General features: G+C 73.7%; 11 protein-coding genes. 1 reads left to right on the top strand and 10 read right to left on the bottom strand.

Features of this window, described 5'->3' with window-relative positions; translation table 11 throughout:
• Positions 1-15: 15 nt before the first annotated feature.
• Positions 16-828, bottom strand: coding sequence for an alpha/beta fold hydrolase (locus tag AD017_RS14715; RefSeq protein WP_060574567.1), 813 nt, complete (start codon positions 826-828; stop codon positions 16-18).
• A 43-nt stretch (positions 829-871) separates the two neighbouring features.
• Positions 872-2,380: an NAD(P)/FAD-dependent oxidoreductase gene (locus tag AD017_RS14710; RefSeq protein ID WP_060574566.1), complete on the bottom strand. Its 1,509-nt coding sequence runs from the start codon at positions 2,378-2,380 to the stop codon at positions 872-874.
• A 146-nt stretch (positions 2,381-2,526) separates the two neighbouring features.
• On the opposite strand from AD017_RS14710, the gene AD017_RS14705 reads away from it, so the two are divergent.
• Positions 2,527-4,281 (top strand): sigma-54-dependent Fis family transcriptional regulator, encoded by a 1,755-nt coding sequence (locus tag AD017_RS14705; protein WP_060574565.1) that lies wholly within the window; start codon positions 2,527-2,529, stop codon positions 4,279-4,281.
• Between the two features lie 39 nt (positions 4,282-4,320).
• On the opposite strand, the gene AD017_RS14700 is transcribed toward AD017_RS14705, so the two are convergent.
• The 8 genes from AD017_RS14700 to AD017_RS14670 all read right to left on the bottom strand — a co-directional run bounded on the left by AD017_RS14700 (position 4,321) and on the right by AD017_RS14670 (position 13,151).
• The gene (locus AD017_RS14700; RefSeq protein WP_060574564.1) at positions 4,321-5,937 is read right to left on the bottom strand and encodes an acyl-CoA synthetase; all 1,617 of its coding nucleotides are present in this window, start codon (positions 5,935-5,937) and stop codon (positions 4,321-4,323) included.
• A gap of 73 nt (positions 5,938-6,010) precedes the next feature.
• Complete coding sequence (locus AD017_RS14695; RefSeq protein WP_060574563.1) at positions 6,011-7,567, bottom strand: adenylate/guanylate cyclase domain-containing protein; 1,557 nt, start codon at positions 7,565-7,567, stop codon at positions 6,011-6,013.
• Positions 7,568-7,627: 60 nt separating this feature from the next.
• Positions 7,628-8,044, bottom strand: coding sequence for an SRPBCC family protein (locus AD017_RS14690; protein WP_060574562.1), 417 nt, complete (start codon positions 8,042-8,044; stop codon positions 7,628-7,630).
• Positions 8,041-9,210, bottom strand: coding sequence for a pyridoxal phosphate-dependent aminotransferase (locus AD017_RS14685; RefSeq protein ID WP_010243619.1), 1,170 nt, complete (start codon positions 9,208-9,210; stop codon positions 8,041-8,043). Before AD017_RS14685 ends, AD017_RS14690 begins: the two co-directional genes overlap by 4 nt.
• A 150-nt stretch (positions 9,211-9,360) precedes the next feature.
• Positions 9,361-9,525: a hypothetical protein gene (locus AD017_RS35335; protein ID WP_010243620.1), complete on the bottom strand. Its 165-nt coding sequence runs from the start codon at positions 9,523-9,525 to the stop codon at positions 9,361-9,363.
• A 65-nt stretch (positions 9,526-9,590) separates the two neighbouring features.
• Positions 9,591-10,490: a MaoC/PaaZ C-terminal domain-containing protein gene (locus tag AD017_RS14680; protein WP_060574561.1), complete on the bottom strand. Its 900-nt coding sequence runs from the start codon at positions 10,488-10,490 to the stop codon at positions 9,591-9,593.
• Position 10,491: 1 nt separating this feature from the next.
• Complete coding sequence (locus AD017_RS14675) at positions 10,492-11,847, bottom strand: 3-oxoacyl-ACP reductase (RefSeq protein WP_060574560.1); 1,356 nt, start codon at positions 11,845-11,847, stop codon at positions 10,492-10,494.
• Entirely contained in the window at positions 11,844-13,151 is a 1,308-nt protein-coding gene (locus AD017_RS14670; protein WP_060574559.1) for an acetyl-CoA C-acetyltransferase, read from the bottom strand. The genes AD017_RS14675 and AD017_RS14670 overlap by 4 nt, the downstream gene beginning before the upstream one ends.
• Positions 13,152-13,233 lie beyond the last annotated feature (82 nt).

The raw sequence follows: 13,233 nt of genomic DNA, 5'->3' as shown, positions 1-13,233 counted from the left end.
GACCGTCTCAACCACTCACGAGCGCGTAGCGCTCGCCAGGAAGCCGATGACGATCTTCGTCAGCTCCTCGGGGCGCTCGATGTGCATGCCGTGGCTCGACCCGGGGCCGGTGACGAGCTCGTAGCGGGCCCCGGGGACGGCGTCGGCGACCTTCTTCGCCTGCCACGGCGGGGTGAGCAGGTCCTGCTCGCCCACCAGGACGAGCGTCGGCGCGGTGATCCCGCCGAGGCGGTCGAGCGAGTCGTGGGCGAGGTCGGCGTCCCACTGCTCGACGGTGACCTGCATCTGCGCCTCGTTCTGCGGGAACGCGGGCAGCATCGGCTCCATCATCGACCCGAAGTCGGGGTGGTCGAGCAGCTGCGGGGAGAACGCGAGTCCCGCCGTGGCCAGCGCCGACTCCATGTCCCGGTGCACGTAGGGCAGCCGCAGGGCGCTGAGCACGGAGCGCTGGAACCCGTCGCAGCGACCCCAGGTCGCGTACATCACCGCCGAGGCGACCTGCTCGGGGTGGGCGAGCGCGAGCTCCTGCACGACCGCCGACCCGAGCGACCAGCCGAGCACGTGCGCCCGGGGGATCCCGAGCGCCTCCAGCAGGCCCGAGGCGTCCTCGGCCAGTGTGGCGACGTCGATCGGGCCCGCCCCGCGGTCACTGCCGCCGAGGCCACGGTTGTCGAACGCGATCACCTGGTGGGTCTGCGCCAGGCGGCCGGACAGCTCGCCCCACAGCGGGATCGAGCCGGACGTTCCCATGATCAGCAGCAACGGGTCGCCGCTGCCGCTGATCTCGTAGTTCAGCGTGACGCCGGTGCGCACGGTCGTCTGGGGCACGGGGATCTCCTCGGATGCGGATGCGGATGCGGGAGCGGAGGGGTCAGCGGTAGGTGAGGCCGTCGTCGAGGTCGGCCTCGGGCAGCGTCGTGCGGTCGTGCTCGTGTTCGTGCTGGTGGATCCACGGCTCCCGGTCGCCCTGGCGGAACATCCTGTCCTGCGAGCGCAGGACGTAGCCGGGGTTGAAGTTCTGCGGGTCCGTCCAGGGCAGCAGCGGCATGTCCGCGTCGCCGGGGCGCAGCTCGGGGACGACGGTGGCGGCGCCCCGCTCGGCCATCAGGTCGAAGATCCGCGCGACGACGTCGTTGTTCAGGTCCACCCGCAACGTCCAGCTGTGCCGGAAGTAGCCGAACGAGTACGCCATGTTCGGCACCCCGCTGATCATCAGCCCGCGCCAGGTGACCCGGCGCGTGAAGTCGACCGGCTCGCCGTCCACCCGGAACGGGATGTCGCCGAACACCGACAGGTCGAACCCCGTGGCGGTGACGACGACGTCGGCCTCCAGCACCTCGCCCGACGAGATCTGCACGCCCTTCTCGGTGAACTCGGTGATCGTGTCGGTGACGATCGAGGCCTGCCCCTCCCGCATGGCGGTGAACATGTCGCCGTCCGGGACGAACGCGATCCGCTGCTGCCAGGGCCGGTAGGCCGGGGTGAAGTGCCTGCCGACGTCGGTGCCCTCGGGCAGCAGCGGGCGGATCGTCTCGACCAGGAACTCGTGCAACTGGTCGGGATCGTCGCGGCCGGTCGTCGCGAGCCAGTCGAGCTGCTGGACGTAGGTGCGGCGCAGGATCTCGTGGGTCCACTCGTCGGGGAGGTCCAGCGGTTCCAGCATCGTGGCGAGCTCGTGCACCGTCGGCGCGGGGAACCAGTACGACGGCGAGCGCTGCAGCATCGTCACGTGCTCGGCGTCGCCGGCGACCGCGGGGACGACGGTCGCCGCCGTCGCACCGGAGCCGATGACGAGCACCCGCTTCCCGCTGGTGTCGAGGTCGTCCGGCCAGGCCTGCGGGTGCACGATCCGGCCCTCGAACCGGTCGGTGCCCGGCCACTCGGGGGTGTGCGGCTCGTCGTGGTTGTAGTAGCCCTGGCACATCCACAGGAACGACGCGGTGATCCGGAGCTGCTCGCCGGTGTCGGTCCGGGTGACCTCGGCCGTCCACCGGGCGTCCTCCGAGGACCAGCTCAGCGCGGTGACCCGGTGCCGGTAGCGGATCCGGCCCGCGAGGTCGTCCTCGTCGATCACCTCGTCGAGGTAGGACAGGATCTCGTCGCCCGCGGCGATCGACGGGCCCCGCCACGGCTTGTGCCGGTACCCGTAGGTGAACAGGTCGCTGTCCGAGCGCGCACCGGGGTAACGGTGCGTCCACCAGGTCCCGCCGCGGTCGTCCTGGGCCTCCAGGAGCAGGAAGGTCCGGTCGGGGAACCGCTCCCGCAGGTGGTGCGCGGCACCGATGCCGGACACACCGGCCCCCACGACGAGGACGTCGACGTGGCCGGCGTCGTCGCTGCCTGCGTCCTGGTCGCGTGCGGTCGTGGCGGCACCGGTCATGGCGGAGACCTCCCTGGTCGGCACTGAGCGGGGACGCGGCCGACGCTAGGTCCCGGCACCGGCACGGAGGGTGTCCCAATCTCGGACACGGGCCGGGCTTGACCGTGCCCGCATGATGTGAGGGACCCCACAGAGAGGTGCGGCGCATGGCTGACGTCCAGGCCGATCGCAGGCTGCTCACCTCCGCCCGCGCCGGTCTGCTGGACGGCGGCGGCGTACTGCCCGGCGTCCGCGGACGGGTGGCGGCGTCGTGGCGGCGCAGCGTCGCGCGCGGCGTCGACCCGGCCGCGATCGCGAACCGCTACCACCCGGACCTCGACTTCGGGTCCCGGCTCGTCCGATGTGCCCTGCCGGTGATCGAGCATCTCGTCGAGCAGCTCGCCGACGTCCCCGTCTGCGTGGCCCTCACCGACGACCGGGCCCGGCTGCTCGTGCGCCGCGACACCGCGCCGTCGATCGGGCGGCTCGCCGACGGCAACCACTTCGCCCAGGGCTTCGGCTACGGGGAGGAGACCGTCGGCACCAACGGGGTCGGGACGGTGCTGGAGTCCGGGGAGTCCGTCCACATCGTCGGCGCCGAGCACTTCGTGGAGCGGCTGCACGAGTACGCCTGCGCGGGCGCGCCCGTGCGGGATCCGCTGACCGGGCGGATCGAGGGCGTGCTCGACATCAGCTGCCGGTCCGACCACTCGTCGCCGGTGCTGCACTCGCTGGTCCGCTCGTCCGCGGCGCGGATCCAGGAGGGGCTGCTCCGCGACCGCGACCCCGCCCAGCAGGCCCTGTTCGACGCCTACTCCCGGATCGACGCCCGCGGCCGCCGGGCGGTCCTCGCGGTCGGCGACCGCACGGTGCTGACCAACGTGCGGGTCCAGACCCTCCTCGACCCCGGCGACCTGATCGCGCTGCAGGACCACATGCGGTTCGTGATGCGGCGGACCCCGTCCACCGACGCCTGGGTGGACCTGCCCTCCGGTACCCGGGTGCGGCTGCGCGGGACGACCATCGCCGCCGGCCCGGCCGACGCCGGCATGGTCGGGACCGTCTCGGTCCCCCGCGACGACGACGCTGCGGCCGGGCGCCGCCCGGGTGGCGGGCCCGGGCGCGGTTCCCCCGCGTGGCGCGCGGCCTGGACGACCGTCACCGGCGCGCTGCGGGAGGAGCCGTGCGCCGTCCTCGTCCTCGGCGAGGCGGGGTCCGGCCGGACCCGGATGCTCACCGACGCCGACCGGTCCGTGCACGGTCCGGGACAGGTCGTGACGCTGGACCCGGAGCAGGTGGCCGCCGCACCCGGGGCCGTCGTGACCGGCCTGCGCGGGCCCGGCGACGGCCGGTTGCTAGTGCTGCGGGACGTCGACCGCCTCCCCGACGGCGTGCTCGGCCCGCTCACCACCGCGCTCGACGACGCCCGGCTCCGTCCCGGGCTGCGGATCGCCGCGACCGCGGGCGACGACACCGGCCGCGGGCCCGCCTACGACGCCCTCCTCGCACGGTTCCGGCGTTCGGCGAGCGTGCCACCGCTGCGCAACCGCTCCGGCGACCTGCCCGTGCTGGCCGCCGGGTTGCTCGCCGAGCTCGCCCCGCACCGCGAGGTCCGGCTCGCCCCCGCGGCGCTGCGGACGCTCGCCCGGCACGGGTGGCCCGGCAACGTGACCGAGCTGCGCGCGGCGCTCGACGCGGCGCTGCGCCGGCGCCCGGTCGGCAGCATCGAGCCCACCGACCTGCCCGGTTCGTGCCAGAGCGCGCCGCGCAGCACGCTGCGGGCCGTCGACCAGGCCGAGCGGGACACGATCGTCGCGGCGCTGCGCGACGCCGCCGGCAACCGGAAGGCTGCCGCCACCGCGCTCGGCCTGGCCCGCTCCACGCTCTACCGCAAGATCCGGCAGTACGGGATCACCGACTGACCCGTGAGTGGTTAGTGCGGTCCAGACCGCACTAACCACTCACGAGCGCGCAGCGCCCAGGTCCCCGTGCGCCGTCCGCAGCTCCCGCTTGAGGATCTTCCCGCTGGGGTTCTTGGGCAGCCCGTCGGCGAACACGACGTACTTGGGTCGCTTGTAGCCGGCGAGCTTCTCCCGGGCGTGCGCGTTCACCTGGTCCTCGGTGAGGGTCACGCCCTCCTTCGGCACGACGACCGCGGTCACCGCCTCGATCCAGTGCGGGTGGGACACCCCGAAGACCGCCACCTCGGCGACGCCGTCGAGCAGGTAGAGCGCCTCCTCCACCTCCCGGGAGGCGACGTTCTCCCCACCGGTCTTGATCATGTCCTTCTTGCGGTCGACGACGCTCAGGTAGCCCTCGGCGTCCATCACGCCGAGGTCGCCGGAGTGGAACCAGCCGCCCGCGAACGCCTCGGCGGTCTTGGCCTCGTCGCCGTAGTAGCCCAGGGCGGCGTGCGGGGACCGGTGCACGATCTCGCCGACCTCACCGACCGGCAGCTCCTCGCCGTCCTCGCCGACGACGCGGGTCTCGGCGTTCAGCGACGCCCGGCCCGCCGACCCGGCCCGCTCCAGCTGCTCCTCCGGGCGCAGGATCGTGGCCAGCGGCGACATCTCGGTCTGGCCGTAGAAGTTCCACAGCCGCACGTCGGGCAGCCGCCGGGACAGCTCGTGCAGCACCTCGACGGGCATCGCCGCGGCACCGTAGTAGCCCTTGCGCAGGCTGGACAGGTCGCGGGAGTCGAAGTCCGGGTGCCGCAGCAGCGAGATCCACACCGTCGGCGGGCAGAACAGCTTGGTGACCCGCTCCCGCTCGATCGTCTCGAGCAGCCGGGCCGGGTCCGGCGCGGGCAGGATGATGCTGGTCGCGCCCAGGTAGACGTCGACCGACAGGAAGCAGTCCAGCTGCGCGCAGTGGTAGAGCGGCAGCGAGTGCAGCTCGACGTCGCCGTGCTCCATGCCGCCGTCGACCACGCAGGACACGTACTGGGTGATCAGCGACCGGCTGGGCAGCATGACGCCCTTGGGCCGGGACTCGGTGCCCGAGGTGTACATCAGGCGCAGCGGGTCGTCGTCGCCGACGTGGACGTCGGGCTGACCCGGGTCGCCCTCACCGTCGATCCACGAGTCGAGATCCACCCACTCCCCGGTCGCCACCTGGCCGGACAACCCGATCCAGGCCCGCACCGACGCCGGCTCCGCGGCCTGCGCGAGCGCCTTCTCCGCGGTGGCCGCGAGCGCGTCCTCGACGACGAACGCCCTGGCCCCGGAGTGGTCGAGGATGAAGGCGATCTCCTCCGCGTTCAGCATGAAGTTGATCGGGACGAGCACGACGCCGAGCCGGGCGGTGGCGAACACCAGGACGGCGAACTGGTAGCAGTTGTGCGACAGCAGCGCGAGCCGGTCGCCCTTCGTGAGGCCCTGCTCGGTGAGCGCGGCGGCGCAGCGGTTCACCGCCGCGTCGAACTCGGTGAACGTCCAGCGGGTCTCCCCGTCGACGACGGCGAGCTTGTCCGGGTAGCGGATCGCCGTGCGGTGCAGCAGGTCGCCCACCGAGTGCCGGCGGGCCCGAGTGATCGCGGCGGTGGTCTGGTCGCTGAAGCCCGAGGCAGCGCTGCTCATGGCGGCATCGTGCCCGACTCGACGGGTCCAGTCACGCATGACCGTTCCGGTCGGGCAGGGGCACGGCGGCCGGTCAGTCCGTGTCGCCGGCGGGCACCGGCTCCTCCTGCGGGGCCTCGGTGTGCTCGACGGGCACCCAGATCCCGGTCGGCTCGTCCCGCCCGCGCAGGGTCACCGTCTCCACCGAGCGCCACCGGCGCGCCTCGGCGCCGGTCGCGTCGACCGCGCGGGACGACGCCGCGACCCGGCCCGGGACCGACTTGGCCAGCTCCGTCAGCCGGGCGGCCTCGTTCACCGGGTCGCCGATCACCGTGTACTCGTAGCGGCGCGGGTCGCCCAGGTTGCCCGCGACGGCATCGCCGGCGGAGACACCGATCCCCGCCTCGACGTCGGGCATCTCGTCGGCGAGCCGGTCGCTCAGGCAGCGGGCCGCGGCCAGCGCGGCGCCGGGGGCGTCGTCCAGGTCGATCGGCGCCCCGAAGATGGCCAGCGCGGCGTCGCCCTCGAACTTGTTGATCCACCCGCCGGAGCTCTCCACGCACTCGACGACCACGCCGAAGAACCGGTTGAGCAGGGCGACGACCTCCTCGGGCGGGCGCCGCGCGGCCATGCTCGTCGATCCGACGAGATCGACGAACAGCACCGCGACCGGCCGGACCTCGCCGCCGAGACGGACCCCGCCGTCGGTCGCGGCGGCGGCCTCGGCGACGTCGCGGCCGACGTGCCTGCCGAACAGGTCGCGGATCCGCTCGCGCTCCCGCAGGCCCTCCACCATCTGGTTGGCGCCGGCCTGGAGCTGGCCGAGCTCGGTGTTGTCGTAGACGGGGACGCGGACGTCGAGATCGCCGTCCTGCACCCGGGCGAGCGCCCGCCGGACGGTGAGGACCGGGTCGGCGATGGCGCGGGCCGCACCGATCGTCGTCAGCAGCCCGGTGCCGATCGCGGTCCCGCCCAGCGCCAGCATCGTGACGGCCAGCTGGGTCGGCGAGGCGTCGCCGAACACGAGCGCGACCAGGCCGGCGAGCATCACACCGGCCAGCGGGACCGCGGTCCCGAGCGCCCAGAACCCGACCGACCGCAGCATCACGCCGGTGACGAGCCGGCGCCGCCGCGGCGGGCGCCCGGACAGCACCCGGGCCGCTGCGCGGCGCAGCATCCGCTCGACGAGCAGGAACGACAGCGCGCAGGTGGTCACGCCACCGATCGCGACCGCCGACGTCACCGAGAACGCGAGCCGGCCCGAGTACCGCAGGTTGAGCAGGCAGAACAGCACGGCGGCGAGGAACCACAGCAGCGCGATCGCCGAGGTGATCCGGGCGGGGCCGTGCAGCACCAGCCGTCGTTCGGTGCGTTCCGGGTCCGACGCCCGCCGGCGCACGGTCAGCGCGCGGCGGCCGAAGAAGATCCCGATCGGGATCGCGACCAGCAGGTAGCCGCCGAGCACGGCCAGGTTCACCAGACGGATCCCGGCGGCGTCGAGCAGCTGCTCGCGGGGCAGCACGAACGCCGCGATCACCAGCACGACGGCGGCGCCACCGACGTTCGCCGTGACGACGACGAGCGCGATCAGCGCCCGCACCGACAGGCCGACGACGGGGCGTCCGGGCCGGGTCGGCCGCTCATTCGTCATGGCCGCGGATTCTAGGCCGAAAGGGTGAGCGGTCGTCGTCGCTCTCCACCCGGGGCCCGGTCAGGTGGTCGGTCCGGGCCGGGGCGTGGCCTCCAGCAGGTCGCGCAGCCGCTCCAGGTCCGCGACGACGGCGGCGACGTCCCGCTCGACGTCCGCGTCCGTCGCCGACGGGGCGCGCCGCACACTGAAGACGATCTCCGAGCCGTCCGGGTGCGGCGCGACCCGCAGCGGGTTGTGGGCGACCTCGCCCGACGGCAGGACCACCTCGTGGTCGAGCACGCCCCAGTCGTTCTCCGGCACGAACCGGAACTCGACCTCCCCCAGCGGGCCGCCCGGGACGATCCAGCGCCCGTCGCGCTCCTCGACCCGGTCGCCGACGCCGGCCGCCCAGCGCGGCAGGTTCCGGGGGTCGCGCACCCAGGCGTACACGGTCTCCGGCGGAGCGGCGATCACGACGCCGACGTGGCGGGAGCTCACGAGCGGGCCTCCTTCAGCGTGGCGAGCCGGGTGACGGCCTCGGTGAGCACCTCGTCGCGCTTGCAGAACGCGAACCGCACGAGCGGCCGGGTCGCCGCCGCGCCCGCCTCGGACTGGCAGAACACCGAGACCGGGACGGCCGCGACCCCGCACAGCTCGGGCAGCTTCCAGGCGAGGTCGACGCCGTCGTCGTAGCCGAGCGGGGTCGGGTCGGCGACGACGAAGTAGGTGCCCTGCGGGGTGAGGACGTCGAACCCGGCATCGGCCAGCCCCGCCGAGAGCAGGTCCCGCTTGCGGGTCAGCTCGGTACCGATCGAGACATAGAAGTCGTCGCCGAGCGCCAGCGCGTCCGCGACGGCCGGCTGCAGCGGCGCGCCGCCGTGGAAGGTCAGGAACTGCTTGACCGCCCGCGGCGCGGCGACCAGCCCGGGCGGGCCGTGCACCCAGCCGACCTTCCAGCCGGTGACGGAGAACGTCTTCCCGGCCGAGGAGATCGTCAGGGTCCGGTCGGCGAGGCCGGGCAGCGACGCCATCGGGACGTGCCGGGCGCCGTCGAAGGTCATGTGCTCGTAGACCTCGTCGGTGACGATCACGGCGTCGTGCGCGACGGCGAGCTCCCCGATCCGGGTCAGCTGCTCGGCGGTGAACACGGTGCCGGTCGGGTTGTGCGGGGTGTTGACCAGCACGACCCTCGTGCGGTCGGAGAAGGCGGCGGCGAGCTCGTCGTCGTCGAACCCGAAGTGCGGGGGCCGGAGCGGGACCGGGCGCAGCGTGGCGCCCGCCAGCGCGACGGACGCGGCGTAGGAGTCGTAGGTCGGCTCGAACGCGACGACCTCGTCACCCGGCTCGCACAACCCGAGCAGCGTCGAGGCGATCGCCTCGGTGGCCCCGGTGGTGACGACGACGTCCGCCGGGTCGACGTCGAGGCCGTGGAAGCGGCGCTGGTGGTCGGCGACCGCCTGCCGGAGTGCCGGGACGCCCGGGCCGGGCGGGTACTGGTTGGCGCCGCGCTCGGTGATGTTCGCGGCGGCGTCGGCGAGCAGGGAGGCGGGGCCGTCGGTGTCGGGGAAACCCTGACCGAGGTTGATCGCACCGGTCTCGACCGCGAGGCGGGAGATCTCGGTGAAGATCGTGGAGGTGAACGGGCGCATGCGCTCGACCAGCATGGCCCGACCCTAGAGGGGCCGGCCCGGGGCGGGCGCACGGTCCGGGCGGCGCAGCTCCTGATCGAGGTTCTGCGCGCACCCCGTGCAGGCCCGTGCCCACGGTGGGTTCCACCGCCGCCGGGCGAGCTACCGGTACTGCGTGGTTCCGCCTCAGTCGAGTCCGCGGACGATGTGCGTCTCGTCGTCGTGCTGCTCGTCGGTCTCGGTGGTGGTGCCGTCCTCGTTCATCGTGGCCTCCTCGCGGGTGTCAGGTGACGAATGGTGGGCATAGAGATGGACGTCCGTCACCGGGGTGACGTTGCTGAACCGGCTCATGGACCGATCCAGAACCACCCGACCGGGGGAGCGGTACCTGCCCACCCGGCCGGGTCGTGTCCTGCCTACCCGGAGATCCGGCCGATCAGGTGCAGCTTTTCCGCCTTCTTCGCGCTGCGGACCGCGAGTCCCCACGCGCCGTTCGCGTCCCGCTCGGTGACGAGCTCGGCCGTCGCCGGGAGCAGCACCGGCTTGCGGAAGACGACGTCGTAGGTGCACGCGTCGGGGATCCGGCCCTCCAGCGACGCGGCGGCGTGCGCGGCCGTCCACATGCCGTGCGCGATCGCCCTCGGGAAGCCCATGGCCTTCGTGGTGAGCGGGTGCAGGTGGATCGGGTTCACGTCGCCGGAGACGGCGGCGTACCGGCGTCCGGTGTCGCCCGGGATGCGCCACAGCGCGCTCGCGGTGCCGGTCGGGGCGGCCGGCTCGGCGATGTCCTCGCCCGCGGCTCCCGCGGGGGCCTTCGCCCCGCGGGCCAGGTAGGTGCTGCGCCCCTCCCAGACGACCTCGCCGCCCGCGGAGACGACGCCGATCAGGTCGACCTGGGCGCCCTTGGCGTGCGCGGTGAACCGGTCGGCGTACACCCGGACGTCGAGGGTCTCCGACGGCGCGACCGCCCGGTGCACCGTGATCCGGTTGGCGACGTGCACCATCCCGGGCAGGGCGAGCGGGAACGACCGCTCGGCCATCAGCACGACCTGCAGCGGGAAGGTCAGCATGTGCGGGTAGGTGACGGGGAGGGCGTCGCCGACCCGGAACCCGCAGACGCGGGCGTAGTCGGCGAGGTGCCCGGGGTCCACCGTGATCCCGCGCCGGACGATCTCCCGTGCGGGGAGCTCACCGCCGCCGCCACCCGGCAGCACCGCCCCGGCGGCGGCCGAGGCGTAGAGCGGGCCGAGCGCGGGCGGGCCGGAGAGCTCGGTGACCGTCCGGCCGGTCCCTGCCGTCGTCGGGGAGACGGTCATCTCAGGCCCCCAGCATCGACTGGCCGCAGACCCGCACGACCTGGCCGTTCAGCCCGCCGGACTCGGCCCGGCCGAACCAGCCGATGGCCTCGGCGACATCGACCGGCAGCCCGCCCTGCTTGAGCGAGTTGATGCGGCGGCCGCCCTCGCGGGTGGCGACGGGCATCTTCGCCGTCATGTCGGTCTCGATGAACCCGGGTGCGACGGCGTTGATCGTCGCGCCGCGCTCGGCGAACCGCGGGGCGAGCGCGTGGACCATCCCGATCACGCCGGCCTTGGAGGCGGCGTAGTTGGTCTGGCCCCGGTTGCCCGCGATGCCCGACTGCGACGACACGCAGACGACGCGGCCCGACTCGTGCAGCGGGGAGCCCGGCGCCAGCAGCGCCTCGTTGATCGTCAGCTGGGCGCCCAGGTTGACCCCGAGCACCGAGTTCCAGCGGTCGGAGGTCATGTTCGCGAGCAGCTTGTCGCGGGTGATGCCCGCGTTGTGCACGACGAGGTCGACGCCGCCGTGCCGGTCGGCCAGGTGCGAGAGCAGCCGGTCGGCCGCGTCGGCGGCGGTGATGTCGAGCTGCAGTGCCGTGCCGCCGGTGCGGTTCGCGGTCCGGGCGAGGCCCTCCCCGGCCGCCGGGACGTCGACGGCGACGATCCGCGCGCCGTCCCGGGCGAGGGTGTCGGCGATGGCCGCGCCGATGCCCCGGGCGGCCCCGGTGACGACGGCGATCCGCCCGGCGAGTGGCTGCTCCTCGGCGCGCGGGTCGTCGACCTCGGCCGGCTCCCGCGGGGTGCCGACCTGCTCGCCCACGTGCACGACCTGGCCGTCGACGTAGGCCGAGCGGGCGGAGAGGAAGAACCGCACCGACGAGTCGACCGCCGCGGGCGACGCGATCGCGCCCGCCACGATCAGGTTGGCCGTGGCGCCGGACCGGAGCTCCTTGCCGATCGAGCGGACGAGCCCGTCGAGCGACTGCGCGACGGCCGCCGCCTCGGCTCCGGTCGCCTCGCCCGGCTCGGCACCGATCAGCAGCAGCCGGCCGGACGGGCCGAGCTTCCGCACCGCCGGGGTGAGGAGCTGCTGGGCCGCCGCGAGGTCGGCGAGCGTGCTCGCCCCCGACAGGTCGACGACGACGCCGTGCAGCTTCTCGTCCCCGGGCTCGGTGACGGCCTGCTGCCCGTTCTCCTCCACGAACGCGGCGACCGGCTCCGCGAACCGGCCGGCTCCGACGGACGTGACGAGCACCGGCCCGGCCGGCAGCGGGTCGCCGGGGCGGTGCCGGCGCAGGGTCGGCACCGTGGGCAGACCCAGCTGCTTGGCGATCGGGGTGTTCGACAGGGTCGCCAGGAGATCGTTGCTCATGCCTTCTTCGCCTCCAGGATCGCGACGACGCCCTGGCCGCCCGCGGCGCAGATCGAGATGAGTCCGCGCTGGTCCTTCTTCTCGGTGTCGGCCTTCTCCCGCAGGAGCTTCGCCAGGGTCGCGACGATCCGGCCGCCGGTCGCGGCGAACGGGTGCCCGGCCGCGAGCGAGGAGCCCGCGACGTTGAGCTTCGCCTCGTCGACCGCGCCGAGCGGGGCGTCGAGCCCGAGCCGCTCCTTGCAGAACCGGGCGTCCTCCCAGGCCTTGCGCTGGACCTGGACCACCGAGGCGAACGCCTCGTGGATCTCGTAGAGGTCGAAGTCCTGCAGGGACAGGCCGTTGCGGGCCAGCAGCCGCGGGACGGCGAACACCGGCGCGGTGAGCAGGCCGTCCGGGCCGTGCACGTAGTCGACGCCCGCCGTCTCGGCGTCGACGACGTGGGCCAGTACCGGCAGCCTGTGCTCGGCGGCCCACTCGTCGGACCCGAGGAGCACCAGCGCGGAGCCGTCGGTCAGCGGGGTGGAGTTGCCGGCCGTCATCGTCGCGTCCGGGCTGCCCTTGCCGAAGACCGGCTTGAGCTTCGCGAGCTTCTCCACCGAGGAGCCGGGCCGCAGGTTGTCGTCGCGGGTCAGCTTCAGGTACGGGGTGACGAGGTCGTCGAAGAACCCGCGGTCGTAGGCGGCGGCCAGGTTCGTGTGGCTGCGCACGGTGAGCTCGTCCTGCTCGGTGCGGCCGATGCCCCACTCGAGCGCGGTGCGGGCCGCGTGCTCGCCCATCGACAGGCCGGTGCGCGGCTCGGAGTTCTCCGGGATGTCCGGGACGATCTGCCCCGGCCGCAGCTGCCCGACGAGCTTGATCCGGTCCGCCGCCGACTTCGCGGCGTTGACCTTGACCAGGATCCGGCGCAGGTCGTCGTTGAGGGCGATCGGGGCGTCGGACGCGGTGTCCACCCCGCCGGCGACGCCGGAGTCGATCTGCCCGAGGGCGATCTTGTTCGCGACGGCGATCGTCGCCTCGAGGCCGGTGCCGCAGGCCTGCTGGACGTCGTACGCGGCGGTCGCCGGGTTCAGGCGGGACCCGAGGACGGCCTCGCGGGTGAGGTTGAAGTCGCGCGAGTGCTTGAGGACCGCACCCGCCACGACCTCGCCGAGCCGCTCGCCGGCCAGCCCGAAGCGGGCCACCAGGCCGTCCAGCGTCGTGGTGAGCATGTCGAGGTTCGAGGCGCTCGCGTAGGCGCCGTTGGCGCGGGCGAACGGGATCCGGTTGCCGCCGATGACGGCGGCGCGCCGGGTGCTGGCTGGCATGGGGGTCGTCCTTCCTGGTGGTAGTGGTAGTCGTCGCTACCACCGGGTAGCCGGTACTCAAGGTACACGGTACTATGGGTTC

The organism is Pseudonocardia sp. EC080619-01, from assembly GCF_001420995.1.
GTDB lineage: Bacteria > Actinomycetota > Actinomycetes > Mycobacteriales > Pseudonocardiaceae > Pseudonocardia.
This window is presented reverse-complemented; position numbering and strand designations above follow the sequence as displayed.

Coding starts and splice junctions, on each gene's coding strand:
- AD017_RS14705 (WP_060574565.1), top strand. CDS start 2,527: ATGGCTGACGTCCAGGCCGATCGCAGGCTGCTCACCTCCGCCCGCGCC.
- AD017_RS14700 (WP_060574564.1), bottom strand. CDS start 5,937: ATGAGCAGCGCTGCCTCGGGCTTCAGCGACCAGACCACCGCCGCGATC.
- AD017_RS35335 (WP_010243620.1), bottom strand. CDS start 9,525: ATGAGCCGGTTCAGCAACGTCACCCCGGTGACGGACGTCCATCTCTAT.
- AD017_RS14675 (WP_060574560.1), bottom strand. CDS start 11,847: ATGAGCAACGATCTCCTGGCGACCCTGTCGAACACCCCGATCGCCAAG.
- AD017_RS14670 (WP_060574559.1), bottom strand. CDS start 13,151: ATGCCAGCCAGCACCCGGCGCGCCGCCGTCATCGGCGGCAACCGGATC.
- AD017_RS14685 (WP_010243619.1), bottom strand. CDS start 9,210: ATGCTGGTCGAGCGCATGCGCCCGTTCACCTCCACGATCTTCACCGAG.
- AD017_RS14695 (WP_060574563.1), bottom strand. CDS start 7,567: ATGACGAATGAGCGGCCGACCCGGCCCGGACGCCCCGTCGTCGGCCTG.
- AD017_RS14710 (WP_060574566.1), bottom strand. CDS start 2,380: ATGACCGGTGCCGCCACGACCGCACGCGACCAGGACGCAGGCAGCGAC.
- AD017_RS14680 (WP_060574561.1), bottom strand. CDS start 10,490: ATGACCGTCTCCCCGACGACGGCAGGGACCGGCCGGACGGTCACCGAG.